General features: G+C 34.3%; 29 protein-coding genes and 1 tRNA gene. 22 read left to right on the top strand and 8 right to left on the bottom strand.

Features of this window, described 5'->3' with window-relative positions:
* Positions 1-52 precede the first annotated feature (52 nt).
* The gene (locus YN1551_RS05195; protein ID WP_012717326.1) at positions 53-1,111 is read right to left on the bottom strand and encodes an aminopeptidase P family protein; all 1,059 of its coding nucleotides are present in this window, start codon (positions 1,109-1,111) and stop codon (positions 53-55) included.
* Complete coding sequence (gene moaA, locus YN1551_RS05190) at positions 1,108-2,034, bottom strand: GTP 3',8-cyclase MoaA (protein ID WP_012717325.1); 927 nt, start codon at positions 2,032-2,034, stop codon at positions 1,108-1,110. The genes YN1551_RS05195 and moaA overlap by 4 nt, the downstream gene beginning before the upstream one ends.
* A gap of 38 nt (positions 2,035-2,072) precedes the next feature.
* On the opposite strand from moaA, the gene YN1551_RS05185 reads away from it, so the two are divergent.
* Positions 2,073-2,261 carry a hypothetical protein gene (locus YN1551_RS05185; RefSeq protein WP_012713960.1) on the top strand — a complete coding sequence of 63 codons (189 nt, stop codon included), beginning with the start codon at positions 2,073-2,075 and terminating at the stop codon, positions 2,259-2,261.
* On the opposite strand, the gene YN1551_RS05180 is transcribed toward YN1551_RS05185, so the two are convergent.
* From YN1551_RS05180 to YN1551_RS05165, 5 genes are read right to left on the bottom strand one after another with little or no spacing between them, the layout of a single operon-like run.
* Positions 2,241-2,897 carry a BUD32 family EKC/KEOPS complex subunit gene (locus tag YN1551_RS05180; protein WP_012717324.1) on the bottom strand — a complete coding sequence of 219 codons (657 nt, stop codon included), beginning with the start codon at positions 2,895-2,897 and terminating at the stop codon, positions 2,241-2,243. The two genes, YN1551_RS05185 and YN1551_RS05180, sit on opposite strands and share 21 nt — an antisense overlap.
* On the bottom strand, positions 2,890-3,048 hold the full coding sequence (locus YN1551_RS17010; RefSeq protein ID WP_012711721.1) for a hypothetical protein: 159 nt from the start codon (positions 3,046-3,048) through the stop codon (positions 2,890-2,892). The genes YN1551_RS05180 and YN1551_RS17010 overlap by 8 nt, the downstream gene beginning before the upstream one ends.
* 16 nt (positions 3,049-3,064) lie before the next feature.
* On the bottom strand, positions 3,065-3,958 hold the full coding sequence (locus YN1551_RS05175) for a cysteine synthase family protein (RefSeq protein ID WP_012717323.1): 894 nt from the start codon (positions 3,956-3,958) through the stop codon (positions 3,065-3,067).
* Between the two features lie 41 nt (positions 3,959-3,999).
* On the bottom strand, positions 4,000-4,230 hold the full coding sequence (locus YN1551_RS05170) for a sulfurtransferase TusA family protein (RefSeq protein ID WP_012711723.1): 231 nt from the start codon (positions 4,228-4,230) through the stop codon (positions 4,000-4,002).
* On the bottom strand, positions 4,227-4,628 hold the full coding sequence (locus tag YN1551_RS05165) for a DsrE family protein (protein WP_012713962.1): 402 nt from the start codon (positions 4,626-4,628) through the stop codon (positions 4,227-4,229). Before YN1551_RS05165 ends, YN1551_RS05170 begins: the two co-directional genes overlap by 4 nt.
* 43 nt (positions 4,629-4,671) lie before the next feature.
* Between YN1551_RS05165 and YN1551_RS05160 the strand changes: the two genes are divergently transcribed.
* Both YN1551_RS05160 and YN1551_RS05155 read left to right on the top strand, forming a co-directional pair.
* The gene (locus tag YN1551_RS05160; protein ID WP_012717322.1) at positions 4,672-5,667 is read left to right on the top strand and encodes a DUF711 family protein; all 996 of its coding nucleotides are present in this window, start codon (positions 4,672-4,674) and stop codon (positions 5,665-5,667) included.
* A 61-nt stretch (positions 5,668-5,728) separates the two neighbouring features.
* Positions 5,729-6,784 (top strand): AbrB/MazE/SpoVT family DNA-binding domain-containing protein, encoded by a 1,056-nt coding sequence (locus YN1551_RS05155; RefSeq protein WP_012717321.1) that lies wholly within the window; start codon positions 5,729-5,731, stop codon positions 6,782-6,784.
* Here the strand turns inward: YN1551_RS05155 and YN1551_RS05150 are convergent.
* Complete coding sequence (locus YN1551_RS05150; protein ID WP_012717320.1) at positions 6,781-7,944, bottom strand: nicotinate phosphoribosyltransferase; 1,164 nt, start codon at positions 7,942-7,944, stop codon at positions 6,781-6,783. The two genes, YN1551_RS05155 and YN1551_RS05150, sit on opposite strands and share 4 nt — an antisense overlap.
* A gap of 70 nt (positions 7,945-8,014) precedes the next feature.
* Between YN1551_RS05150 and YN1551_RS05145 the strand changes: the two genes are divergently transcribed.
* The 19 genes from YN1551_RS05145 (at position 8,015) to YN1551_RS05055 (ending at position 22,403) form a co-directional block, all read left to right on the top strand.
* Entirely contained in the window at positions 8,015-8,479 is a 465-nt protein-coding gene (locus YN1551_RS05145) for a 30S ribosomal protein S19e (protein ID WP_012716386.1), read from the top strand.
* A gap of 12 nt (positions 8,480-8,491) precedes the next feature.
* Positions 8,492-8,848 (top strand): DNA-binding protein, encoded by a 357-nt coding sequence (locus tag YN1551_RS05140; protein ID WP_012717319.1) that lies wholly within the window; start codon positions 8,492-8,494, stop codon positions 8,846-8,848.
* Positions 8,845-9,000: a 50S ribosomal protein L39e gene (locus YN1551_RS05135; RefSeq protein WP_012717318.1), complete on the top strand. Its 156-nt coding sequence runs from the start codon at positions 8,845-8,847 to the stop codon at positions 8,998-9,000. Before YN1551_RS05140 ends, YN1551_RS05135 begins: the two co-directional genes overlap by 4 nt.
* Before the next feature lie 3 nt (positions 9,001-9,003).
* Entirely contained in the window at positions 9,004-9,270 is a 267-nt protein-coding gene (locus tag YN1551_RS05130) for a 50S ribosomal protein L31e (RefSeq protein ID WP_012711730.1), read from the top strand.
* Entirely contained in the window at positions 9,267-9,938 is a 672-nt protein-coding gene (locus tag YN1551_RS05125) for a translation initiation factor IF-6 (RefSeq protein ID WP_012713966.1), read from the top strand. The genes YN1551_RS05130 and YN1551_RS05125 overlap by 4 nt, the downstream gene beginning before the upstream one ends.
* 1 nt (position 9,939) lies before the next feature.
* Positions 9,940-10,200 (top strand): 50S ribosomal protein L18Ae, encoded by a 261-nt coding sequence (rpl18a, locus tag YN1551_RS05120; protein WP_012711732.1) that lies wholly within the window; start codon positions 9,940-9,942, stop codon positions 10,198-10,200.
* Between the two features lie 6 nt (positions 10,201-10,206).
* Positions 10,207-10,650 (top strand): prefoldin subunit alpha, encoded by a 444-nt coding sequence (gene pfdA / locus YN1551_RS05115; protein WP_012717317.1) that lies wholly within the window; start codon positions 10,207-10,209, stop codon positions 10,648-10,650.
* Between the two features lie 104 nt (positions 10,651-10,754).
* On the top strand, positions 10,755-11,723 hold the full coding sequence (ftsY, locus tag YN1551_RS05110) for a signal recognition particle-docking protein FtsY (protein WP_238527879.1): 969 nt from the start codon (positions 10,755-10,757) through the stop codon (positions 11,721-11,723).
* Positions 11,724-11,754: 31 nt separating this feature from the next.
* Positions 11,755-11,943 (top strand): protein translocase SEC61 complex subunit gamma, encoded by a 189-nt coding sequence (locus YN1551_RS05105; protein WP_012711734.1) that lies wholly within the window; start codon positions 11,755-11,757, stop codon positions 11,941-11,943.
* A gap of 4 nt (positions 11,944-11,947) precedes the next feature.
* Positions 11,948-12,406, top strand: coding sequence for a transcription elongation factor Spt5 (locus YN1551_RS05100; protein ID WP_012713967.1), 459 nt, complete (start codon positions 11,948-11,950; stop codon positions 12,404-12,406).
* Positions 12,407-12,411: 5 nt separating this feature from the next.
* On the top strand, positions 12,412-12,924 hold the full coding sequence (locus YN1551_RS05095) for a 50S ribosomal protein L11 (protein ID WP_012717315.1): 513 nt from the start codon (positions 12,412-12,414) through the stop codon (positions 12,922-12,924).
* 1 nt (position 12,925) lies between these two features.
* Positions 12,926-13,582 carry a 50S ribosomal protein L1 gene (locus YN1551_RS05090; protein ID WP_012713969.1) on the top strand — a complete coding sequence of 219 codons (657 nt, stop codon included), beginning with the start codon at positions 12,926-12,928 and terminating at the stop codon, positions 13,580-13,582.
* Positions 13,579-14,595, top strand: a complete 1,017-nt coding sequence (locus tag YN1551_RS05085) for a 50S ribosomal protein L10 (protein ID WP_012713970.1) — start codon at positions 13,579-13,581, stop codon at positions 14,593-14,595. The genes YN1551_RS05090 and YN1551_RS05085 overlap by 4 nt, the downstream gene beginning before the upstream one ends.
* A gap of 46 nt (positions 14,596-14,641) precedes the next feature.
* On the top strand, positions 14,642-14,962 hold the full coding sequence (gene rpl12p, locus YN1551_RS05080; RefSeq protein WP_012713971.1) for a 50S ribosomal protein P1: 321 nt from the start codon (positions 14,642-14,644) through the stop codon (positions 14,960-14,962).
* A 220-nt stretch (positions 14,963-15,182) separates the two neighbouring features.
* Complete coding sequence (gene alaS / locus YN1551_RS05075) at positions 15,183-17,885, top strand: alanine--tRNA ligase (protein WP_012717314.1); 2,703 nt, start codon at positions 15,183-15,185, stop codon at positions 17,883-17,885.
* A gap of 9 nt (positions 17,886-17,894) precedes the next feature.
* Positions 17,895-18,536 (top strand): DUF434 domain-containing protein, encoded by a 642-nt coding sequence (locus YN1551_RS05070; protein WP_012711741.1) that lies wholly within the window; start codon positions 17,895-17,897, stop codon positions 18,534-18,536.
* Positions 18,537-18,560: 24 nt separating this feature from the next.
* Positions 18,561-18,648: transfer RNA gene (locus YN1551_RS05065), tRNA-Arg, on the top strand.
* A 250-nt stretch (positions 18,649-18,898) separates the two neighbouring features.
* Positions 18,899-19,942 carry a hypothetical protein gene (locus tag YN1551_RS05060; protein ID WP_012716390.1) on the top strand — a complete coding sequence of 348 codons (1,044 nt, stop codon included), beginning with the start codon at positions 18,899-18,901 and terminating at the stop codon, positions 19,940-19,942.
* Positions 19,943-20,036: 94 nt separating this feature from the next.
* Positions 20,037-22,403, top strand: coding sequence for a hypothetical protein (locus YN1551_RS05055; RefSeq protein WP_012716391.1), 2,367 nt, complete (start codon positions 20,037-20,039; stop codon positions 22,401-22,403).
* Positions 22,404-22,414: the final 11 nt, after the last annotated feature.

The raw sequence follows: 22,414 nt of genomic DNA, 5'->3' as shown, positions 1-22,414 counted from the left end.
CCGTTTATAGTTTAGTGAAGAAATCTATTATAACTATTTTGTTAAAAAACTTCTACAACAGCTTATAAGCAGTTTCTAACACGATTGGTTTACCCTTGGTTACTATAAGGGTATCTTCTATACGTATACCAAACCTGCCTTTCAGATATATTCCAGGTTCGACAGTAATAATCATATTTTCCTTTAATATTTGCTTAGAATTCATTGAAATTGCAGGACTTTCGTGAATTTCTATCCCAACTCCATGACCCGTAGAATGTATAAAATATTTACCATAACCAGCCTTTTCTATAACTCTTCTAGCAATAACATCTACTTCCGAAGCCACTATCCCATCCCTTACAATATCTATAGCCTCCATTTGCGCTTCCAAAACTATTTCATAGACTTTCTTTGCTTCACTATTTTTAAATACAAAAGTCCTAGTACTATCAAAACAGTAACCATTATATTTCGCACCTATATCAAAGAGTACAATGTCGTTATTTCTTAACACACGATCTGTAGGAATATGATGAGGGTATGCGGAATTCTCCCCAAAGGCCACTATAGATGGAAAAGCGTAATCTTCAGCACCCATAGATTTCATAGTCATATCGATAATGCCTGCAACTTGTTTTTCATTAGAGGTTCCTTCACTCAATTTTTCCATTCCAATTTTCATTGCAACGGCAGTGATTTCACCGGCTTTTCTTATTCTTTCTATCTCATCGTCATCCTTAACTTCCCTTAACCTTGTTATTTCGTTAGAAAAATCCATTACCCTATACTTTTCTGATAATGCCCTATACGTACTCGCATCAACCCAGTTTACGTCTACCATTATGCTATTCTTATTGATAATTTTTTCAATAGCTTTAAATATATTACCCTCAATAACATTCTCAAGAATTTTAGATGGGTAGTAAATCACAATATCAACGTCTTTTACATTCTCTGCTCTGTACATCTCTAGAGCGGGAACGAGCAAGGTAAAACGTGAATCACAATAAACTAACGCCCCTGCTCCAGAATACTCTAGGAAGTAAAATAAATTTGGAGAACCAAGTATTATAGCACAACTATCTTTTTTATCTTCTAGGATCGCCTTGAGCTTTCTTAATCTATTCATATTTTATATTTGAAGTTAGGCTCTCTAATAGCTATTGCTATCATAAAGGCCCTTCCTAATAGTTCCTCTTTAACGTCTTCCGAATATTCACCTTTTAATATATCTAATATATCTATTACGTTATCTTCTCTATATAAACACGTCTTCAACTTTCCATCAACAGATAATCTAATCCTATTGCATCCAGCACAGAATATTGGATTTGCATAAGGCTTGATTACCTCAACTATTAACCCAGAAGGTAGCACATAACGTGGTCTAAAATGCTTTTTCCTAATTTGCTTTTTAATAGATATTTTCTCAATATACTCTTCTATTTCTCTTAAATCATCATGTTCTTTAAAAGCTAATTTCCCTAATCCTACTGGATGTAGTTCTATAAGATGTATTTCATTTACACCTAAATTTTGGGATAGTTCAATAAACTTAAAGACTTCTTCACGATTTCTCCTATTTACAACAAAATTTAACTTAACTGGTACTAAACCCACGTCTATAGCGCTTTTTATCCCTTCAATTACTCTATCGAAAGCATCTACGCCCGTAATTTTCTTGAATGTCTCCCTTGAAATAGCGTGAAGGCTAACATTAATCCTATCAAGTCCAGCTAGCTTTAATTTATAAGCCAAATCCTTTAGGAGAAGACCATTAGTTGTCATGGACACGTCTCTATATCCTAATTGCTTAAGTCCTCGAACAATTTCAACCAGATCTCGTCGTAATGTTGGTTCTCCTCCAGTTAATTTCACAGAGTTTATATCAAAGTTCTTAGCTACTTTGGCAACTAATAGAATATCTTCTTTACTTAAAATGTAATTATCTCCTTCTTCCCCCTCCATATGGCAGAAGAAGCATTCAAAGTTACATACGTGTGTTAACGTTATCCTAAGATCTTCTAATGGTCTACCAAATCTATCAATCATTAATAGCTTTTTTACCTCAAAAGATTATAAACACATGTATGAATGCAGTAATTTGTCCAAAATGCAGAATTAGAATGGACTTTATTGCTGAGTCTGAAAGTACTGATGGCACAAAGAAGGTAATAAGATATTACTATAGATGTCCAGCATGTGGATCAAGAATTTTAGACTCTAATATAGAGACTATAAAAGATACAACAAATATTTTAATAAAAATTACTCATTAAGTTTTTTAGTATATATAAATGAGTAGGAGGGTATAATCCCATTAGATTTATATTCTTTATATCAAAGAACTCTTTAGCAATACTCTTATCTGGCATATACTCATCTAGAAATCTTTTAGCTACCTCCTGGAAGTGATTTATATTAACTATTTTGTAACTTAAAAATAAGAAGAATACTACTAAATCCCAAGCTCTATAATACAGATTATTAGATTTAAATGATTGCTCAGCGTCTATGACAGCTAACTTACTTCTATTTACTATAACAAAGTTACTTATTTTAGTGTCACCTAGCACATATCCGACCTCATGAATTTCTCTTAAGCCTTTCGCCACGATCTCTATATTTTCTTCATTTATTTCATCCCCTTCTATAAACTCTCTAGTAATGCAAAGTTCTTTTGCATCAATATCGATTAGTTTAGGTACAATAACTATATCCTTCCATGTGTTATCCAAGAAAAAATCCAGTTCTCTAACGAATCTTTCCTTAGGATCAGCAACATATGGATAATTCCAAAAGAAAGTGGAGATAAAATACCACTTTATTCCAAAGATTGTCATGTAGCATTTTTGCACATATATCTTTTCATCCTTCTTTATAATTCTTGACTGACTGTATGAATTTTTAAACATCGTTTGCTATATCTATTCTTAACCTTATTAACTCTCCGTCATCATATATCTCATTAGGTTTTTTAGATAAAAATTTTGATATATCTAAGCTTCTAGGAGAAAAATCCAAAATATCTCCTTTCTTGTTCATTATAACTATTACTTCTGGCACAGTTATTTGCTTACTCCTAAATCTCTTTTAAAGTTTGCTCTAGAATATCAACATACTTGAAAGCATCATCTGGAAATATAAGCACTGTAGTTGAGGAAACGTCGTTTATCTTCTTATAGGCTGCCACAGTAGCACCTGCACTTATGCCTATTAAAATCCCAGAAGTCCTTGCCACGCTAATTGTTCCATCAATTGCCTCTTCCAAACTTACATCAACTACGCGATCTATCTTTATATCCCTCAGTAAAGAATTAGATCCATTTTGTCTCTTTATCCCCGGAATTCTGGAATTTTCTGAGGGTTGGACTCCTACTATCTCTACATTATCCCCGTATTTCTCTTTAAAATACTTAGCAACCCCTGCTATATGACCTCCAGTTCCCATTGTGGCTATAATACGTGAAGGTCTCTTTCCAATAGAAGTTAACTGTTCATCAATTTCTCTAGCAGTAGTCTCATAGTGAGCTATTACATTTATTGGATTATTGAACTGATCCAAATTGACCGCATTGCTCATTTCTGCAAACCTCTTTACTAAAGGTATTACATCATTGGTGGAATTGCCAGCTTCTATGACATTACCTCCTAATAGCTTCACCAAAACCTTATAGACCTTTGGGGCAACTACTGGGAGAAACATTGTGAATTGCATTCCATAAATTGACGATAATGATGCTAGTGCTATTCCAGTATTGCCAGAGGTGGCTTCAACTATATGATTTACATTCTTTATTAACGCTTGTCTAAATAAGAACCACGCTGTCCTATCTTTTACACTTCTGCTAAAAGGATTATAAAATTCTAGTTTAGCCCACGTATCATTTCCTATTCTAAGTTTTAGTAGCGGAGTAGGCCACATGCCTTCTAGTAACTCTTGCTCATTTGAGAATACGTGAAGAGGTTTTGACACAATATAGATCTACCGAGATTTTAGTAGTGAGAAACTGGTATTTATTTATTTTTAATCAACTTTAGCCTTACTTCTAACTTTCCATCCTTTTTAGATACGCCAAGAAATAGATTACCAGTTTCGTTACACCATTTCTCTAACTCTTGCCCTACCGCTTGCCATGTAGTAATTATTACTAATTCCTCCTCCTCGCCTTTTTTTAGGGAAACCCACTCTTTTACTACATTAGTTAAAATAACTGGGCATATATCATTTGATTCGATAATTTTCATAGTGTAATCACCACATCTGATTCCTTTGCTTCCAATAGAAATGATATACTTCCTGATAATTTAACATTATCTAATAGATCTTCACTTTTAGCGGCCACAAGCCTTAAGCCAGCCTCATCAACAAAGAACTCAACACCTTGATTTATCGCATCATCAATTAATTTTTCAGGATCTGGAATAGATAGTCTCCTCATTTGAAGCTTAACGAAAAATCTGGCAAGGAAAGGTAAACCTAATCTCCCTTTTCCCTTCCCTGCTTTGGTGAAAAGAATTACGGCTTGCGATGTTACGAAAAACTTAACATCCCAGCCTAACGCTCTTGCGCCTAAAGCTACTACCAGACCATGATAGAGTTTATCTAAACTATTATCTGCAAGCAAGATAGTAATCTTACTCATCAGTAATTTAAACTTCTACAAAGATTATAAAAGTGTAAACAAGATGATGATAAGAGCGATAACAATTTTCGTCACTAACTACTCAAAAATTAATGAATACACGGAGAAATTAAGTAAATTAAATGATAACAGCATATGGAGTAAAAGGATCTCACTACCACCTACACCTAGTGATTTAAGCTTAAGCAAGCTAATAGAACTATTACCTACATCGCATAATGAAATTATATTTAGTCTAGTCAATCTTCAAGAAAAAGATAAGAGATTAGGAGAAATTAAAGACATTTTGAAATCTGATAATAGAATTTACGCTCATGTATTAGTAAAAACAACGAATAAACTAAAAGATCTAGCAAAACTTAACATTAGTCTAGAGCCTGAGGAAGCGTCGAGGTTTGCCTTATTATTTAACCAAGATTTTCTACTAACCCCATATTTTCCAACCTCTTCTTCGAATACTATTTATGACTCTTTTGGACTATCTTTACTATATGTAAATGAATTCAGACAAGGAAAGATAAATGAGGCCTTATCAAAAGCAGACGCAATAGGGAGACAATTAGAGAAGAAATTAGGTATAAAATACTTAGGAATTGATGCGTCATTATCACCGTGGATGGAAAGTAGTGTGGGAGAAATCATAGAAAATAGGAGTAGGAAAATATTTGACATCTCCAATTTATCAATAATAGCCGAAATTAATAGGGAGATATTTGAGGGGGTTTGGAGAAATAGAGTAAATCCCATAGGTTTTTCAGAATTAATGTTACCAGTTGCAGAGGATAATCTTCTTAAGGAGAGAGCTAAGGAGGGAAGCATAACTTTAAAGGATTTGTTATTAATGAGTTATGTTTGTGTCGCAGGCATTGACATGGTTGGTATATATTCAGATTTAGTTACATATGAAAATATATTGAAATCAATTTACTATATTCAATATACAAAACGAAAACCCTACGGTGTAAGGATGATACCAACTAATGGAAGCCCAGTATTAACTAAGATGTTTGGAGAAATACCCGAGGTAAAAGTAGTATAGTATAGTATAAAACTACTTTTATAAACTTTGAACTATATGATACAAGTGGAGGTAGTATTTAATGGAAGTTAGAAGAGTTCAAAAGTTCGGCAAATCTACACTTATGGTTTCTTTACCTGCAGAGTGGGTTAAGGAAGTATCTCTGAGTCCAGGCGAAAGTGTATATCTAGAAGTTGATGAGGATGGTAGTCTAAAAGTATATCCGCCTAATCTAAAGGCGGAAAGTAAGGCAAAAGAGATGAAAATAAGTATACAAAATGATAGTGTGCAAGGTGAATTAGTAAGCAGAGTAATATACTCATTGTACATTCTAGGCTATGATAGGATAGATATAGAAAGTAAAAGTGGGATATTTACTGAGGATATACTGAGGAAAGTTAAAGATACGATAAGGAACTTGATTGGATTAGAGATTGTATCGCAAACAACAGATACAATACAAATACAATCTTTTCTTGACCCTACAAAATATACCATGAACAATCTAATTAATAGATTATCAAATTCAATAAAACAAATGCTTCACTACCTAGATCTTGGAATTAAGGAATCAAGTAGAACTTTCTTACAAGAAGTAATAGAATTAGAAAGAGAAGTAGATAGATTATATTATCTAGCTTTAAGACAATTACTATTAGCTCAAATGAATAGAAGTTTAGCCTATATGATAGGAGTTAAAAGAATACAAATAGTAGGAAACAGAATTTTAATAAAGGCAATAGAGGAGGCTGCAGATGAGATAAGTGAGATAGCATTAGATCTATTGTCATTGCATCCATCAGATCTTGAGGAAATGAAAAGACTATGGAACAAGATAAATATGTATATAGAGCAAACTTCTTCTGTAATAGACCATGCAGTAAAAGTTCTGGCGAAAGAAGATACCATACTGATAAATGAAGTAATGGAAGAATTAAGAACACTAAGAAGAGTATTAATAACTGAAGCTATAATATCAGAGGAAATGATAAAAGAGATCAAATCTCCTAGCTTGATCGCGGTATTACGAGCACTTAACTTAAGGTTATATAATGCAATAAGAAGAATGGAGCCTATAACTGAAATAGCGTTTAACAGAAGCATAGAAAATCAAAAAGAAATTCTAATAACAGGCTAGCTACTTTGCAATTCGGTCAGCTGTTTAATCACGTAGTCCCTTATTTCTTTTGGAGAAGGTAAAGGTTTTACAATCTTCCCATTCTCAATATATTTTTGAAGTAAGGGCTTACAGTCTGAAGTAGGAGGATTCTGATCCATAAGGGTAATAATATCATTTAACTTCCCACATCTATATACTTGCTTAGCTCCAGGCCATTTGCCTCTCTTTGTAAAAGGCACCCATTTACCATCGACAAATTTTTCTACTATATCAGCGCTGAAATCAACGCTTGGAGGAAACGCTATACTCGTTCCAACTCCAAATCCATCAACGATATCTCGAAGATTAATTATATCCTCCTCATCTATCCCTCCACTCGCAAATATCTTAACGTGGTCATAACCGTGTATCTTTAACGTCCATCTAACCTCTTGAATAATTTTTCTAAAATTACCTCTTCTACTTGATGGTGTATCCAACCTTACACCATACAATTTCTTACCGAGTAAAGTTGCCGCCTTTAAAGCCTCAGTTCTATCATCTTCGAATGTATCAACTAAGGTTATTCTAGGAACCTCAGGAGCCATAGCCTCATCAAAAGCCTTCCAGGCTTTCACGTTGTCACCTACAACAAGCATTAACGCATGAGGCATAGTACCTGAAGGGTCAACTCCTAGATATTCCTTACTCATGGCACCGGAAACCCCGTCCATACCACCTATGTAAGCTGCCCTATCTGCCATAGGAGCTAATGCAGGGTGGAGAGATCTCAAACCAAAGAAAAATAACGTTTTGTCCATTGCGAGGTATTTAAGCCTAGCAGCTTTAGTAGATATACTAGAATAATGCCTTAATATTCCTAGAAATGCAGTCTCATAAATTCCGAAATCCAAATAATTGCCCTCTATTATCATAACCGGCTCTATTTCTTTAAATAATGTGCCTTCTGGCATCGCGTAAACGTTAACTGGTACACCTTCCAATAAATGAAGGACTTCCTCTAAACCAGTGAAAAGAGCCCATTCATAGCCTTTAGGTAAACCGTAAGAATGCACTTCCATCCTCACTTTAGCGTCTTTAATTCCGAGATACTCTAGTGTCTTTAAGGTTCTTTCAAAATAAATATCTGTAACTTTACCCTCCTTAATCTGCTTAAAATCGGCTATATAAAATTCCATTCAAGATCATATGTTATTAAAAAGGAAAAATTTTAAACCTTATATACTACGAATGTAATGGAGTCTTATAATGATAACAGCTGAAATGGTACCTCCGGAACTTTTGATAAAACGACTAGCGATATATCTTAAGCAGAATGTGAAGACTGTGAACCCACCAGATTGGGCATTATTAGCTAAAACAGCTAGCTTTAAGGAAAGAGTCCCAGATAACTCAGAGGATTGGTGGTATATAAGAACTGCATCGTTATTGAGAAAACTTTACGTGAACTCGATTATTGGAATAGAAAAAACAAGAACAATCTACGGTGGAAGCAAAAGAAGGGGGACTAGGCCAGAAAAATTCGTAAAAGCTCCTGGTCATGTAAATAGATTAATATTTCAACAATTAGAAAAAGCAGGACTAGTTCAAAAAATAAAGAATAAGGGGAGAACTTTAAGTCCTAAGGGAAGGTCATTATTAGATAAATTAGCATTAGAAATCTTTAAAGAGCTGGCCGAGAATAATACTTCTTTGAAAGTATACTTAGAATAAGGGGTGAAAAAGATGTCAGCTCCAACCTCATATAATGACGAAGAATTAGAAGAATTATTAAGAAGAAAAGCAGCACAAGAGCAAAAAAGGCTAGAAGAAGAGAGAAAAAGAAAAGCGGAACTAGAATCCCAAAAAGAGTCAATATTAAGAGTCATATTAACACCTGAGGCACGACAGAGACTAACAAATATAAAATTAGTTAAGCCTGAATTTGCTGAATCATTAGAGAATCAGTTAATTGCGCTGGCACAATCTGGGAGAATAAAGGTACCAATAACAGATGAGGAATTAAAGCAAATACTAGAACAGATTTCAGAACAGAACAGACGCGATTTCAAAATACAAATAAGAGAGAGAGGATGGAAATGAGTAGAAATAAACCAGTAGCTAAGAAATTTAGATTAGCCAAAGCATTAAAAGCAAACTCTCCAATACCAATATGGATAGTGTTAAAGACCCGTGGAAGAGTTAGGTATAATCCCTTTAGAAGGAATTGGAGGAGAAATGATCTAAAGGTGTAAAAAATGAAAGAGAAGGATAATTTTGAAATGGTAATTAATCTGAGAAAAATAAAAACTGGAAAAAGGACTGGAAGAAGTAAGAGGGCAGTGAAATTCGTAAGAAAAATTGTGGCAAGGCACTTTAACGCGGATAAGGTAGTAATAGATCCACTGTTAGCTAAGTCAATATCTAAAAACGGAAATGATAAGGTAGTTAGTAAAGTTAGAGTAGTAGTTAGTAAGGTAGGAGAAAAAATATATCTTGTAAGACTTGCTATTAAAAGTAGATGAATCTGCAAAGGTTATCAATTTTTGGAACAGATAATATAGGGGTCTATATTTATACTAATAATAAATATACAGTAGTACCTAGAGGATTAGATAGTGAAACAAAAGAAAATATTGTTCAAATATTAGGAACTGAGTTAATAGAAGCGGAGATATCCAGAAGTTTTCTTTTAGGTATTTTTATAAGTGGTAATGATAACGGCATTCTTTTACCTAAATCCACAATTGATGATGAGTTCAGATTTCTGAAGGAGAATCTTAGGGACTGCAGAGTTGAGGTTCTTAATTCAAAAGTAACCGCGTTGGGAAACACAATACTCACAAATAATAAGGCAGCATTAATTTATCCTGAATTTAATGATATTGAAGAAAAGATAATAAAAGAGACCTTAGGCGTTGAAGAGATAAGAAGAGGAAAAATAGCCCAAATGATAACCGTAGGTTCTGTAGGAGTTGTAACAAATAAAGGCGGATTAGTACATGTAGATACAAGTGAGAAAGAACTAAAAGAACTGGAAAAATTATTCAGCGTAAAGATAGATATAGGCACGGTAAATTTTGGAAGCGTCTTCATTAGAAGTGGACTAGTCGCAAACGATAAAGGAACGTTAGTAGGTGCGTCAACTACGGGTCCAGAGATTTTAAGAATTCAAAAAGCATTAGGTGAATGAGATGAGTGAAATAAAGTTTTACCTTGTCAAAGGATCTGCCCTATTTGGAGAGTCCCACTATCCAGAGAAGAGAAAATTTGTAAAAATAGTTAGAGCACTGAATGAAAAACAAGCAATTGAGTATATTTATTCGTATTTTGGTAGTAAAAATAAGATAAAACGATATAACATAAAGATAGAGCAAATAAGTGAAATAAAAGAAGAAGAAATTCCAGATAGAAGGATAAGAGAATTAGCAAAGATTGATAAAATTATAATGTGATGAGACATGAGTCAAGGACAAGGAGGTATAACGTTAGACGATTTAATAGCGCAAGCAGATTACTTAAAAAGGTACATAGATTCATTACAGAGAACTCAATTAGAATTACTAGAGTCAATAAATTCAATAGATTCTGCAAAACAAGCCATAGAGACGATAAAGAGTGGAAATAAAGAAATGTTAGTCTTCATAGATAGGAAAGGATATCTTTTAGCCAAAGTAGGGGGTGTAGTAGGGGATAAGGTAACTGTCCATTTAGGTTTATCTTACTACGCGGAAGTAGATCTAGATTCAGCTATAAAAATTCTTGATAAAAGAAAAGATGAGATAAGTAAAGCAGCACAAAATCTAAATAATGAACTTCAAAAAGCTGCTAGTACATACAATCAGATAGTTGACATACTAAATCAAATACAGCAAGCTGCCGCTAGGAGACAACAAGGTGAATAAATTGTTTTGATAAAATAAAGAAAGCTTTTTCTAATTTTGTAGATAAATTAAAGGGAGAGCAAGAAGAAACAGAAAAGATCGAACAAAATATACCTACGCAGAGTATTGGTAGTAATCAACAGCAAACTAGTAATAACGTAACGAATCAATCAACAACCAGTGAAGTAAAGGAAGAAAGTAAAGAAGAGGAGAAGAAGAGTGGCGGAAGTATTTTTGATGTTTTCAGATACAAAGAAATCAAAGAGAAAGATATTGAGGATTTCATAGAGGAATTAAGATATCAGCTACTTGAAAGTGATGTTTCTTTTGAAGTTGCCGAGAAAATTCTTGAAGATCTGAAAGAAAACATAATCGGTAAAAAGGTAAGGCGAAGTGAAGATCTTGAAAGAATAGTAAAAGATTCTTTAAAAAAATCCATCACCGAAATAATAACAAAAAATAAACCAATGAATGTATTAGAAGAAATAAAGAAATCAACGAAACCTTATATAATAATATTTTTCGGAATAAATGGAGTAGGTAAAACTACAACTATTGCTAAGTTTGCATATATACTTAAAAAAAATGGTTTATCGTGTATTATCTCAGCTTCAGATACGTTTAGAGCTGCAGCACAAGAACAATTGGAAATCCATGCAAGAAACTTGGAGATACCTTTAATCAAAGGCAAATATGGAGGAGACCCTGCCTCAGTTGCTTATGACACAATAAGGGCAGCTAAAAGCAGAGGAATAGATGTTGTATTAATTGATACTGCAGGAAGAATGCACACAGATACTGATTTAGTAAATGAACTAAAGAGAGTTGTTAATATCACCAGACCAAATCTGAAAATATTAGTTTTAGACTCTCTAGGTGGAAACGACGCATTGGAACAAGCTAAATATTTTGAAAATAATGTTGGATTCGATCTAGTAATATTGACTAAAGTTGATGCAGATGTAAAAGGTGGTGTAATATTATCGTTAGCGTATGAATTGAATAAGCCTGTTGGATATTTAGGAGTGGGTCAAACTTATGATGATCTAATTCCGTTTAATGCCGAGTGGTTCATTCAAAGACTATTCAGTTAACTTAAATACCTTGAACCAATTATAAATTACTGTGAGTTCAAATAAGCTAATTAGCTGGTTCAGAAGGCTTAGGGAGGACTGGAATAGAATAATTACAGTAGCTAGGAAACCGGATAGGAACTTTTTCTCACTTAACCTTAAAGTTACTTTATTAGTATTAGTCGTAGTAGGTGTATTAGCTTACATAATTCAACTTGCATTGACATTAATTGGGGTGTAATTTTGTGGAAAAACCGAATATGAGAAATTATTATGCTGTAAAAGTTGTTGGAGGGCAAGAAATAAATGTAGCTTTAATGTTAGAAGAGAGAATAAAAACTAATAATATTAAAGGAATATATGCAATAATTGTTCCACCCAATTTGAAAGGATATGTAGTTCTGGAGGCAGAGGGTTTGCATATAGTTAAACCATTAATTGCTGGGATAAGGAATGCAAGAGGACTTGCACAAGGTTTACTACCTAGAGATGAGGTACTAAAAATTGTATCTAAGAAAACCATAGGTCCAACCGTAAAACCTGGGGATGTAGTAGAAGTAATTTCTGGTCCCTTTAGGGGTACTCAGGCTCAAGTGGTAAGAGTTGAGGAAGCTAAAGGAGAGGTAGTGTTAAATATTTTAGAATCAGCATTTCCATTACAAGTCACAGTTCCTTTAGATCAAATTAAGGTGTCTAAAAGGTGAAGTAAATGCCCACAAAGTCTATAAAAATAATGGTAGAAGGAGGTAATGTTAAGCCAGGTCCACCATTAGCACCAACACTTTCGCAGTTAGGACTAAATGTCGGGGAGGTTGTCAAGAAATTAAATGAGGCTACAAGTAGTTTTAAAGGCATGTCAGTTCCAGTAACAATAGAAGTTGATAGTAATACTAAGAAATACGAAATAAAAGTTGGAATACCTACTACTACTGCATTGCTATTAAAAGAAGCTGGAGCTAGCGAACCATCTGGAGACCCTGCACACAAAAAGATAGGTAATTTATCATTGGAACAAGTAATTAAAATCGTGATTATGAAAAAGCCGGGGTTAACTACGAAATCATTAAAGGCTGCAGTTAAGAGTATGCTAGGTACAGCTAAATCTATTGGAGTAACTGTGGAAAATAAAGACCCTAAAGAACTAGTAAAAGAAGTGGAAGAAGGTAAATATGATGATTTATTAGCAAAATATGAGAATGAATGGAATGAGGTGAAAGAGTAAAATGCCAATCGTTGATAGAAGTAATATTGAAGATTCCCTTAAGCTGGCATTATCTCCCGAAAACAACCCCAAGAGAAATTTTGTCCAGAGCGTAGAGATAATAGTTACATTTAAAGAAGTTGATATGAAAAAGGGGGACCTGAAGCTAAGAGAAATAGTGGTATTACCTAAGCCTCCAGAAAAGTCAAAGAAAGTTTTAGTAGTCCCAACTATTCAGCAGTTAGAGTACGCAAAGAAAGCTGAACCTAATACAATTTTAACCAAAGAAGAATTACAAAGACTACAAGGAAATAAGAGGGCAATTAAAAAATTAGCTCGTCAAAATGATTGGTTTCTAATAGCTCCAGATTCGATGGCTTTGGTAGGTAGAATATTAGGCCCAGCTTTAGGTCCCAGAGGAAAATTCCCAACACCATTACCGAATACTGCAGATATATCAGAGTATATACTGAGATTTAAAAGATCAACTTTAGTTAAGACTAAAGATCAACCCCAAACACAAGCATTCATAGGCACTGAGAACCAACAAATTGCAGATTTAGCTGAAAATGCACTGGCAGTACTAAACGTAATAGAATCTAAAGGATACGCCCAAAAGATAAGGAATATATATGTAAAAACTACTATGGGTAAGGTAGTAAAAGTAGAGTTAAGGTGAAAAGATTGGCTCTAGCCTTGAAGCAGAAAAAAGTTGCCAGTTGGAAGCTTGAAGAAGTTAAGGAATTAACTGAGCTTATTAAAAATAGTAATACTATACTAATTGGAAGCCTCGAAGGTTTCCCAGCAGACAAATTACACGAAATTAGGAAGAAATTAAGAGGAAAAGCTATAATAAAGGTAACTAAGAACACTTTATTCAAGATAGCTGCTAAAAATGCTGGTATAAGTACAGAAAAACTTGAGCAATATTTAACTGGTCCAAACGTCTTCATATTTACTAAAGATAACCCATTCCTAACTAACATGTTCTTCGAAAATTATAAACTGAGAAGGTACGCCATGCCAGGGGATAAGGCTGAAGAGGAGGTTATAATTCCTGCGGGAGATACTGGAATGCCTGCTGGACCAATATTAAGTGTGTTTGGAAAGTTAAAGGTACAAACGAAGGTACAAGATGGTAAGGTACACGTAGTAAAAGATACCGTAGTAGCAAAACCTGGTGATGTAATTCCGACAGAAGCTTTACCAATTTTACAGAAACTTGGAATAATGCCAGTGTACGTCAAATTAAAAATAAAAGTAGCATATCATGAGGGTTTAGTAATTCCTGCAGAAAATCTAAAACTTAATTTAGAAGGTTATAGGAGTAATATAGCTGAAGCTTATAGGAACGCATTTACTCTTGCAGTAGAGATAGCATATCCAGTTCCTGATGTATTAAAGTTTACAATAAACAAGATATTTAAGAATGCGATTACGTTAGCATCTGAGATAGGATACCTTACACCAGAATCAGCCCAAGCAGTAATATCTAAAGCTGTTGCTAAAGCATATGCATTGGCTACAGCTATAAGTGGAAAAGTAGATTTAGGAGTAAAATTACCTTCAGCACAACAGACCCAAACCCAACAATCAACAGCTGAAGAGAAGAAAGAAGAAAAGAAAGAAGAAGAAAAGAAAGGACCAAGCGAAGAAGAAATTGGAAGTGGACTTGCATCCTTATTTGGATGATAAAAATTTATATAACCTAAGACAAAAATGTGGAGTGTGAATAACAATGGAGTACATATATGCGAGTCTCCTATTACACTCAGCCAAGAAGGAAATAAATGAAGATACACTAAAGAATATACTAACTGCAGCTGGAATAAGCGTAGATGAGGTAAGATTAAAAGCTGTAGTAGCTGCATTAAAAGAAGTGAACATAGATGAAGTATTAAAGAACGCAGCTTCCATGCCAGTAGCAGTAGCCGCGCAACCACAAGCAGCTCAAGCACAGCCTGCAGCTGAAGAGAAGAAAGAAGAAAAGAAAGAAGAAGAAAAGAAAGGACCAAGCGAAGAAGAAATTGCGAGCGGGTTAGCCTCCCTATTCGGTTAAGGCTTTGTTAAGGATAACGAAACAATCTTTTAATGTAGAGATATTAATTCAATACTTTTTAAGGGACAACATTTAAGATTTGTTTTTGTCATTTGGAATATACTTTTTAGGTTATTTCCTTAGAGAGAAATCTTAAATGAATTAAAAACGAATATCTACTCTAGAATCCCATTACGGAAGAAGTCAGTTTTTAAGCTTTAGATACTTTTCTTTTTATTGTATGAAAGCTAGTGAAGAGGAGTACAGACTGAATTTCTTTATCAAGAATGATTTCAAGCGAAAAATATGCAAATCATGCAAAACACCATTTTGGACTAGGGATGAAAAGAAAGAATATTGTTCAGACATACCTTGTACCGACTACTACTTTTTTGACATAAATATAAAAAGCCAACCCTTGACTGTCAAGGAAGCTAGAGAGAAATTCCTCTCATTCTTCGAAAAGAGAGGACATACACGAATATCTCCTAAACCAGTTTTGGCTAGATGGAGAGAGGACTTATATCTAACAATAGCAAGTATAGTTGATTTCCAGCCACATGTAACTAGTGGCTTAGTTCCCCCACCCACAAATCCACTAGTAGTGTCGCAGCCCTCAATAAGATTAGAGGATATAGATAATGTCGGAATAACCTTTGGAAGACATTTAACTACTTTCGAAATGGCCGCACATCACGCATTCAACTATCCAGACCATTATGTGTATTGGAAGGAGGAAACAACAGCGTATGCTACAGAATTCTTCACAAAAGAGTTAGGAATACCAGAAGAGGAATTGAACTTCAAAGAATCTTGGTGGGAAGGGGGAGGAAATGCTGGACCTTGCTTAGAAGTTACAGTAGGTGGATTAGAGTTAGCTACACTAGTATTTATGCAATACAAGATAACCGATAATGGTAATTATACTCCACTCAAATTGAAAATTGTAGATACCGGATATGGTGTAGAAAGAATTGCGTGGATAACACAAAAGACTCCCTCGGCATTTCACGCAATATATGGTAATTTAGTATATAAATTCTTTAACAAAATAGGCGTAGCTTATATAGATGAGACATTACTAAAAGTAGCATCTAGATTTGCAGGCAAAATAGACCCAGATAATCCGGATACTATAAAAATTCATAGACAAATGGTTAGCAAGGAATTAGGAATTGATATTAAAGCTGTTGAAGAAGAATTGGATAGGGCAGCTAAGGTATTTCAGATCTTAGACCACACGAAGACAATAATGTTGATGCTAGCTGATGGTCTAGTTCCTTCCAACTCTGGTGAAGGATATCTTGGCAGACTCGTTATAAGAAGAGCCTTAAAAGTACTAAGATTACTTAAATCGGATGTAAGACTTTATGAACTAGTAAAAGAACAAATAGACTTCTGGAAGGAAGATTTCCCTCAAGTATTAAAGAACAAAGATTACATATTAGACGCGGTAGAATTAGAACAACAGAGATTTGAAAAGATTTTGGAAAAAGTTCCATCTATAGCCTCAACTTTAGCTAGAAAGAGCGAAATAACAACAGAAGATTTAATACAAGTCTACGATTCTAATGGTATTCCTCCAGATCTACTAGAAGAGGAACTAAAGAAAAAGAGTGTGAAATTTGAACTACCGCGTAACTTTTACGCGTTAGTGGCTAAGAGACATCAAACCTCAACAATCAAAAGTGCATATGACAAAGTTAAATTGCCTAAGGATATGTTAGAATATATCACTGCGTTACAGCCAACTGAAAAATTATACTATAAAGACCAGTATATGAGATCTTTTGAAGGTAAAGTGTTGGGAGTTTATAAAAACTATCTGATTTTAGATAAGACCACATTCTATCCAGAGGGAGGAGGGCAATTAGGTGATACTGGCCTCATAATCGATGAAAAAAGTAGTAAAAGATATGAAGTCATAGATACGCAGAAAGTAAATGATGTGATAGTACATATACTAAAGGAGGAGCCATCAACAATAAAGGTTGGAGATAATGTAAGAGGGGAAATTAATTGGGAAAGAAGATATCGTTTAATGAGACATCATACAGTAACACACGTAATACTTGCAGCTGCTAAAAAAGTATTAGGTGAGCATGTATGGCAAGCTGGAGCTGAAAAGACACCGGAAAAAGGAAGACTAGATATCACTCATCATAAGACTTTAACTGAGGAAGAGGTTAAGCTAATAGAAAACTACGCAAATAGTGTGATATCTGATAGAAGACAAGTTAAACCTTTAGAAATGAACAGAATGGAAGCTGAAATGAAATATGGAGTATCCATATATGAGGGTGGAGTACCTAATTCTGCAACAATCAGATTGTTAGAGATAAAGGACTGGGATATAGAGAGTTGTGGAGGAACTCATGTAAGTAATACTAGTGAGATAGGAGCTGTGAAGATAATCAACGTTGAGAGAATACAAGATGGTGTAATAAGACTTGAATACGTTGCGGGACCAGCATTAGTTGACTATATTAGGGAAACTCAAGCGAAAATCGTTGAAGCTTCGAAAATAATAGGTACTTCTCCAGATCAACTAACCAGTAGATTAAGAAGAATACTTAATGAAATTGAGGAGAAAAATAATTTAATAATCCAATATAGAAGAATAATTGAAACTGAATTACTAAATAATCTAAAGCCTTACGAAATCAACGGTAATAAAATATACATCATAGAGGGATTAGGTGATGAAGAGGAAAACAAGGAGATACTAAGGAAATTAACTTCCACAGATAATACTATTGCAATATCCATCTCAGATAATAGATTACAAATTGCCACATCTAAAAACATGAGAGTAGATAAGATAGTAGAAGAATTACTAAAGGGAGGAGGAAAAGGAGGAGGAAAAGGCACATTTGCAAACGTAATTCTAAATAGTAAAAAGAGTAAAGAAGAAATAATAGAGATAGTGATAAAATCACTATAAGAGAATATTATGTATTTCACAGATGTTTTTAGGGAAGCTTACACAGATTATAAATATTTTTTAAACAGAGATTATTCCAGAAAGGTTGTCCTTGATGTAATAGCTGCTAGATATAACTTATCCAGCTTAGAACGACTCTTACTATATCGTTGCGTACATTCCGATAAGGAAATAGAAATAATTAAAGGAAAAATAAACAATGAAGAAAGAGAAGTTATTCTAGATGGATATAATTTGGCTTTAACACTAATTTCTGCGATAAATAATGAGGAGTTATACCTATGTGATGATGGTTTCTTTAGAGATCTAGGCTTAGGAAGACATAAATCTAGTGAGATAATATCCGATACATTAATGCTAATTTCTGAATATTGCGAGAAACATAGAATAAAATGCGAGATAATACTTGATAAACAGTTGAGTAACAGTGGCGAGATAGCAAGCAGATTAAGGAAAAAAGGTATAGAAATAAGAACTGTTAACAAGGCTGATAAAGAGATAATAATTTCAAATAAAGCTGTTTATAGTAACGATTTCGTAATCTTGTTTAAGTCACAAAAAATTTCCACTATCTTAAACAATATATTTTTCGAAAGCGGATTTAAGATACTTAAGGGACCTTGGATTGTTAATCTTGAAGAAAAACTTTAATGGGATTATAGTAATCTAATAATTGGACCCGTAGCTCAGCCAGGATAGAGCGCCGGCCTCCTAACTTTCGGAAGAAAGCCGGTGGTCGCGGGTTCGAATCCCGCCGGGTCCGCACATTATCATAATGTGTTTATAACTGAAAACTTTGCTCTTTAGGGCGAATAGGAAGTCAGCTTCTGCTATAAAAATCTTCACATAATATATTATGAATTTCTCTATCAGCAATAAAGAACTTCGATAGCATGTAATAATTATATAAAACTATCATTATAATAATTATTGATAGTGAAAAGTATAAGTAGATTATACTTACATGATGCTTAATTTTAAATTCAAACTGAAAAGTATATATCTTGATTGAAATGTTAGGTATAAAAATACCGTTGAGGAAAACTACCATACTACCAGTATTAAGCTTTACATTATCTTCCTACTTCCTTATCAATTTCATTTTTTATCTACAATATACAGATTATACTGGCTTAGTGGAGTTCCTATTAATAGGTGCTCCATTCATAGGAAGAGCGATAACCCCAATAACATATCCTTTTCTAATGACAAAAATGGACATTGAGAGAATAACTTATCTCTCGTTGGGAAATATGGCTATTTTGGATATAGTGGAATTCTTTATGGCTTCAAATACCCTTGTACTAATTCCATTAAGGGTAGCAACGGGAATTCTATTCGGTTTAGCTACATCAGCAGCAGTAGAACTTGCAACTCAGAGTAGGAGCAAAATAATTGTAGGAATGACGATGGGCGGATGGGCATTAGGATGGATACTGGCCGCACTCATATCATTCCTAGTGGGAAAAATGATACTTATAGCAAGCTCTTTTTCACTAGTATTTTTCTTTCTAATCAAGAGATCTAGTACTGATAAGAGATTATTCTCCTATCCAGGAAATATAGGTATGGTGTTCTCGTGGAAAGCATTGTTAATATTTTTACTTGGATTTGAACCAGCATATATATTACAGCTAACTCCATCACTATTAGGAGAAAGTAATGCAATAGAGGAAACTATAATCGCGTATTCCATTTCATTTATAGCATATATAATTCTACCAGCTATCAGAAACATTAGAATTACATCACTGCTGAGTTCTCTAATTATAGGAATTTTGGGATTTGCATCATTTATTATGCTTAAAGTATGGATATTCATACCTTTTACCGTATTGGGATTGGGTCTTAATTCGTTATTACCTATTATAATTAGATCAATGAAAGTTGAAGTAACGAAAATAGGGCCTAGCATGAACCTAGCCTCATTAAGCGGATTTCTAATACCTTCTTTGGTTAGTATTGGAGATATAGAAATAAACTCAGCAATATTAACTCTATTATCCTCGATTTCACTTGGAGCCATAATATACAAAAATCTCAAGATTACAACCTAGGTTTAACCGCAATTAAGAAGTTAATTTCAAATGCAAGTAACTAGATTTGGGTAAAAACTTTTTAAATAAGTTTCAACTTTCTTCTCGATCCAAAATGGCAGATATGAAAACTATTGCATTCTCTATAGTAGCAGTAGTTTTAATTGTAATAGCAGCTGTAGGTTTTTATGAATATTCAGTAGCAAACTCGAGATACATTAACGCATATAATGAGTATCAGAGCGAAAATAGTCAATACATGGCATTACAAGGAAACTATACTAAATTAAATCAGACATATTCACAACTAGCTTCCCAGTACAAAGTACTAGAAGGTATGTATAATGCAGTACTAGCAGAGGCTCAGAATAATTACACCCTATATAAGCAAGCAGAAACAAACTATTCTTATTATAAGACCTTATATGAACAAATGTTACAACAAATCAGTAAATTAAACATTTCGGGATATAAACCTGGCGCAGCTCTATCTACAGTATTACAATTCTATGATGGCATTGCGATAGAATCTCCATCAGATGTTGTTCCTTTATTAGCAACTAACTTTACTGCATACATAATGGGCCAGCCGTTTGCCGGAACATACAACTTAACTAAATTTAATACAACTTGGCTAGCTAACTTCTTCGGAACATATGAGACAGTATACTTCTACACCACTGCATTACCCACTGTAACCCAAATTAATGGAAACACGTTCAATGTAACTGACGTTGTGCAATACTTTGTAGCACCCACCGCAGATCCAGTATACTTACAAGTCTTTAATGCTAGCAATACTATAATAGTACAGTACATTCACGGAGTTCCGGAAATTACTGAACTAATGTGGAAAGGGAATGAGGTACCTCCATCAACTGTAATTGCAGGATATCCATCTCAACACTCAATACAAGCAAATCAAGTACTTGATGAATTCTTGTCACAGATGAACGCATTAGGAGCGGAATTTCCAGGTAATACGATAGCAAAGAACTTCGCTCCAAATGCACAATTAGTGTTAATTGGACAATTACCTCCAGTATTTAAAGCGGGAACTTATACTGGAGTTTCTAGTATAGCAAACGTTTTCAACACTTGGGACCAATACTTCATCTTTGCCTTAACATATGTGCAAAATCTTTTACCCAACGGAACAGCTATTCCACCAACAGTTAAAGTGTATTTATCTCCATCAAATGCAACTGCTGAAGTTATAGCTAACGACACAGTATTCTATGGATTTGTAAATCAAGGTGAACCTAACTTCCCAATGATATATGATCTGCATGTTGCAATAACCGCATATTTCGTTTACAATACCACTACAGCTAGCTGGCAAATAACCAAGGAAGTATGGAACTCAACTGAAGTTAATGCATTATCTGACACAATTTACTATAACTTAAACGAGCCAATTATGAAAGTTAATGGAGAAGAAACTGTTACTGTAAACGCTACTAGCGGCCAAGGATATACATTGCAAGTTGGCAATATTATAGTAATAGTGAAACCAAATACTTATGCAGCATTAGCTAATGGTACAATGTTATCTGTATATAATTTCTCATTAGTAACCTTTAGCCTAGAAGCTATATATTCACCTCCTACTGCATTAAACTTAACACCACTTTATGCGTTCGCCTTTGCTGTAAATAATCAGATAACACCGGGTATTTCATTAGTAACAATGAGTAATGGAAAAGTTGTAGCGCAACCACCGATAACAGTTGTATGGGGAGCTCCAAGTACTTGGACTTCATGGACTTGGTTTGGTGGAACATTTAATGGTACTGCATACATAGGTGGAAGCTACAAGTTTGTAGATCACTGGTTGTATGGAAATGGTGTAATGATTAACACACAATTCTTCAAACCAGTTATATGGATATTTGAATCAGCACCAACTCCAGTTGCACAAACACCTAAACCAGTACAAGTGAGTGTAGGTAGCGCGTATGGACTAACTCCAGTTAACGTATATAGCTACGAAATAAATGGTACACAAGGAGGAGTAGCAGTAGCTGGTAACATGATAGTTGCAATACAGCCAAACACTAAGATAGTAACACCTAATGGTAACTTGACCATATTTAACTTCTCAGTAGTATTCTACAATCCAGCAAATGGAGGAACAGCACCAAATGGGCAAGTGCCAATATTAGCTTTCGCTTATGCTATAAACGGAAATGTGACATTTAGTTATTCATCAATAAACTCGGTCACTGGCCTAGCTAATCCATTTATAACTGTAATATTCACGCCCAGCCAGAATGTATCGATGTGGACATGGGGAGCTAAGGGCTACATATTTAAGGATCCAATAATAGTAGGAAACGGCGTAGTGGTTAACTTAACATTCTTTAAACCAGTACCTTGGATATTGACAGCACCAGAGATATCTTATTCATCAAGTACATCGATGAGTTCGTCCTCTTCTTCAACTACTACAACCTCAACATCTACTCCATACTGGGGTTAAGTATTTAAAGC

The sequence above is a fragment of the Sulfolobus islandicus Y.N.15.51 genome, assembly GCF_000022485.1.
In the GTDB taxonomy this organism is placed as follows: domain Archaea; phylum Thermoproteota; class Thermoprotei_A; order Sulfolobales; family Sulfolobaceae; genus Saccharolobus; species Saccharolobus islandicus.
Note: the sequence above shows the minus strand (reverse complement) of the source record. Positions and strands in the feature narration are given on the sequence as shown.

Coding starts and splice junctions, on each gene's coding strand:
- YN1551_RS05195 (WP_012717326.1), bottom strand. CDS start 1,111: ATGAATAGATTAAGAAAGCTCAAGGCGATCCTAGAAGATAAAAAAGAT.
- moaA (WP_012717325.1), bottom strand. CDS start 2,034: ATGATTGATAGATTTGGTAGACCATTAGAAGATCTTAGGATAACGTTA.
- YN1551_RS05185 (WP_012713960.1), top strand. CDS start 2,073: ATGAATGCAGTAATTTGTCCAAAATGCAGAATTAGAATGGACTTTATT.
- YN1551_RS05180 (WP_012717324.1), bottom strand. CDS start 2,897: ATGTTTAAAAATTCATACAGTCAGTCAAGAATTATAAAGAAGGATGAA.
- YN1551_RS05170 (WP_012711723.1), bottom strand. CDS start 4,230: ATGAAAATTATCGAATCAAATGATATATGCCCAGTTATTTTAACTAAT.
- YN1551_RS05165 (WP_012713962.1), bottom strand. CDS start 4,628: ATGAGTAAGATTACTATCTTGCTTGCAGATAATAGTTTAGATAAACTC.
- YN1551_RS05160 (WP_012717322.1), top strand. CDS start 4,672: ATGATGATAAGAGCGATAACAATTTTCGTCACTAACTACTCAAAAATT.
- YN1551_RS05155 (WP_012717321.1), top strand. CDS start 5,729: ATGGAAGTTAGAAGAGTTCAAAAGTTCGGCAAATCTACACTTATGGTT.
- YN1551_RS05150 (WP_012717320.1), bottom strand. CDS start 7,944: ATGGAATTTTATATAGCCGATTTTAAGCAGATTAAGGAGGGTAAAGTT.
- YN1551_RS05145 (WP_012716386.1), top strand. CDS start 8,015: ATGATAACAGCTGAAATGGTACCTCCGGAACTTTTGATAAAACGACTA.
- YN1551_RS05140 (WP_012717319.1), top strand. CDS start 8,492: ATGTCAGCTCCAACCTCATATAATGACGAAGAATTAGAAGAATTATTA.
- YN1551_RS05135 (WP_012717318.1), top strand. CDS start 8,845: ATGAGTAGAAATAAACCAGTAGCTAAGAAATTTAGATTAGCCAAAGCA.
- YN1551_RS05130 (WP_012711730.1), top strand. CDS start 9,004: ATGAAAGAGAAGGATAATTTTGAAATGGTAATTAATCTGAGAAAAATA.
- YN1551_RS05125 (WP_012713966.1), top strand. CDS start 9,267: ATGAATCTGCAAAGGTTATCAATTTTTGGAACAGATAATATAGGGGTC.
- rpl18a (WP_012711732.1), top strand. CDS start 9,940: ATGAGTGAAATAAAGTTTTACCTTGTCAAAGGATCTGCCCTATTTGGA.
- pfdA (WP_012717317.1), top strand. CDS start 10,207: ATGAGTCAAGGACAAGGAGGTATAACGTTAGACGATTTAATAGCGCAA.
- YN1551_RS05095 (WP_012717315.1), top strand. CDS start 12,412: ATGCCCACAAAGTCTATAAAAATAATGGTAGAAGGAGGTAATGTTAAG.
- YN1551_RS05090 (WP_012713969.1), top strand. CDS start 12,926: ATGCCAATCGTTGATAGAAGTAATATTGAAGATTCCCTTAAGCTGGCA.
- rpl12p (WP_012713971.1), top strand. CDS start 14,642: ATGGAGTACATATATGCGAGTCTCCTATTACACTCAGCCAAGAAGGAA.
- alaS (WP_012717314.1), top strand. CDS start 15,183: ATGAAAGCTAGTGAAGAGGAGTACAGACTGAATTTCTTTATCAAGAAT.
- YN1551_RS05070 (WP_012711741.1), top strand. CDS start 17,895: ATGTATTTCACAGATGTTTTTAGGGAAGCTTACACAGATTATAAATAT.
- YN1551_RS05060 (WP_012716390.1), top strand. CDS start 18,899: ATGTTAGGTATAAAAATACCGTTGAGGAAAACTACCATACTACCAGTA.
- YN1551_RS05055 (WP_012716391.1), top strand. CDS start 20,037: ATGGCAGATATGAAAACTATTGCATTCTCTATAGTAGCAGTAGTTTTA.